Here is a 2,966-nt window from a genome sequence, read left to right on the forward strand (position 1 = left end):
GCGCCCGCCGCTGATTTTCACCCAACATGACGCCGATTTCGCCCTGGCGGCCTTCACCCGCGCCTTGCAAGCCATTTGATAATTTATTTGCACTATCACTTCGTTACTTGAGTGCATGTTCATGACGATATAGCTATGTTATGAGCGACCATGTTTTTTGGGCGGGTTCGCCCCACCACCGTCCGTCATTCTCGAAAATTTTTATAATCTGCACCGCCGTTCGGACTCTCTCTACCCGTCATCCTCGAAACTCGCGCGACCAGCGCGAGTTATCGGGGACTGCCCTCAAGTAGCGAAGCGGTAGGGCAACCAAATTGATTCCGAGGCGTCCTCATGGAAAACTGCGAAAGGGTTTTGGCGTCAAAATTTTGTTTGGATAGGTTAAGATTCCTTTTCTATTACCCTTTCGTTTCCTGTAACTACCGATGCCTCGGAAATGGTTTCCCGACAGCCCTTACGGGCTTCGGGAATGACGGGTAGAGAGAGAAGACGCGTCTAAGAAAAATTTGCACCAAAGCCTCCATTGCTTTAGCAAGGGAGGGATAAAAATACGAACACCGCGACAGCGGTGGAGATATTTTTTGGGTGGGTTCGCCATAAAATATTATTTGACCCAAAAAGACAAAAATGATATAAATTCCACGCTAAATGGGTTTAAATTCATTTGGCAATAAATAATTGTAGAGAACAGGAAAATCATGCAACAAGGGGACAGAATCATTACAACCAAAAATGCTTATTTTGCTTCACCATGCCATGAAAAGCAGAAACGATAGGCGAATATATTGGCGCAGTGATTTTTGATTATATTTATTGTTATTTACTTTTGAAGACAAACCTGCTATAAGGACTCGCGCAAGTGGCGCAAGGTCATTTAGCAATTGTAGACAACCGCAAAAATAATGTAAAAGGACATATCATGAAAAACAAAAAAATACTTGTTACCATCGCCTCGGCGATGCTAATGACCACCGCCCTATCCAGCGCGGTTTTCACCACCCACGCCAATGCCCAAAATGCTGGCAATAACAAGAATGGAACAGGCGCAAACGGCCCATTATTGGCCAACGCCGTCGCTGGTAAATTATTGTTAAAGGCCGATGTGGGTTATGTTTATAGCTTCGCCGGCGATTGGAACAAATCAAATTCGTCAAGCCCCAGCATCGGTGGCAATACCTCCACCGCGACCGGTGGGGTTGGTTACGGGGTTAGCTTGGGTTGGACCAGCAAAACCGGTTTTGGTTTATCGGCCGATTATTTGGGTTTCAACCATAAATGGACTGGTTTGGGCACCGACGTTAATTCAAAAACCGAATTTAATTATGACGCGCCGTATCACGTAATGACCATTACCCCCAATTATCGTTTTAAATTGGATTCCGCCGACAATTGGGGTTTGCGGGTTGGGTTGGGGGTTGGTTTCAGCCTGTCCGATGTAAATTGGGCGCAAAAATTGCCGGCCAGCGGTGCGCAAAGCAAGGCCGGCACAAAAGTGGCGGGCGGGGCGATATATCAATGGACGGGCACGGAAACAACCACATCTAGCCCAACATTAAAATCTGCGCTAAATACCTTTGGCATTAATGACAATCAGATTGCAGCTAACTCACATCATTGTGATGGGGCGGGTGGAACAGGTGCAGGTTCATTAAATATAAATATAGCACCCTTGGTTTCGGATAGTTCAGGCGGCACCGACCATTTCGGTGTATCCTATGGTGCGTTTGATTGCTCTGAGACTTTAGTTGCTGGCTCATTGGCATCCCCAATAGTAACCGGCCATGGGTCATCAAAAACTTCAAGCAATCCTTCATTCGACAGTGGCTTGAGTGGTAGTGCCAGTGCCACAGCGGCGGGCATATCTCACCGTGGCCTTGGTACCGACATTTCGGGTGGCCAAAGCAAAATTGCCGGCGGTTTGAATGATGGTAAGTTAACATTAGACCCGGGTTCCAGTGGCAATGTCGATTATGCCATTTGGAGTGCGATTTTGGGCGATGCCACCAAGACAACCGGCATCAATGCCTTAAAAAACTATACCGAATTTGAATCGGGCGCGGCGGTAACCCTGGTCGATTCGGTTTGGGGCGCGTTGAGTGATAACACGCAGGTCGCGTTGGTCGCGGCGGGCGTTTTAAACGTCAGCCGGGCACAAACAGCATGTTCCGCCAGCGGTGGGACATTTGACAATGGCGTTTGCACGCCCCCAACCCCAGCGGCGGCCGGCGGTGGTTCGGCGAAGGACGATGCGGGTTTTGTGTTGGCGCCACAGGTTGCTTTGGAATATGACAACAACCTGTTGCATTTCGACATCAATGTTAAATACATTCACGAACTTTTCAACGTGCGTTATTTCGGGTCGGAGGGTTCGGTCAGCGGCACCGCAACATCCGGCGCAATAACTTACACCCGCATGGCCGGCCCCCTCGCCCTCTTCATCGGCGCGGGTTTGGGTATCAATTTTTAATCGGTTGATTTAGAAAAAGGTTTTCTTTTCAATTAAAAAAGGCGGTTGGGCTTTCCCAATCGCCTTTTTTTTTGCGCTACTACTTCAGTTCCAAAAATGCCACATTGCCTCCATTGCTTCAGCAAGGGAGGCTTTGTGGCATCGCCCTCTCTTATCTTTCTTTACTCCGCCGTTTTTTAACACCCCACCGTCCGTCATTCTCGAAAATTTTTCTAACCCGCGCCGCCGTTCGGACTCTCTCTACCCGTCATCCTCGAAACTCGCGCGACCAGCGCGAGTTATCGGGGAACCATTTCCGAGGCGTCGCAAGTTAAACGAAACGAAAGGGTGATAGAAAAGAAATCTCAAGCTATTCAAACAAAATTTTGACGCCAACAGCCTTTCGCAGTTTTCCATGAGGAGGCCTCGGAAATGGTTTCCCGACAGCCCTTACGGGCTTCGGGAATGACGGGCAGAGAGGTTTTGGAGGCCGGAGCAGGGCGCAAAATTTTTTAATATC

General features: G+C 48.6%; 1 protein-coding gene. It reads left to right on the forward strand.

Annotated features, from left to right (window positions below; all coding sequences use genetic code 11):
• The first annotated feature begins 919 nt into the window (after positions 1-919).
• The gene (locus tag QM529_07640) at positions 920-2,467 is read left to right on the forward strand and encodes a hypothetical protein (protein MDI9314526.1); all 1,548 of its coding nucleotides are present in this window, start codon (positions 920-922) and stop codon (positions 2,465-2,467) included.
• Positions 2,468-2,966 lie beyond the last annotated feature (499 nt).

Origin of the sequence: Hydrotalea sp., assembly GCA_030054115.1 — a bacterium.
GTDB lineage: Bacteria > Pseudomonadota > Alphaproteobacteria > JASGCL01 > JASGCL01 > JASGCL01.

Coding starts and splice junctions, on each gene's coding strand:
- QM529_07640 (MDI9314526.1), top strand. CDS start 920: ATGAAAAACAAAAAAATACTTGTTACCATCGCCTCGGCGATGCTAATG.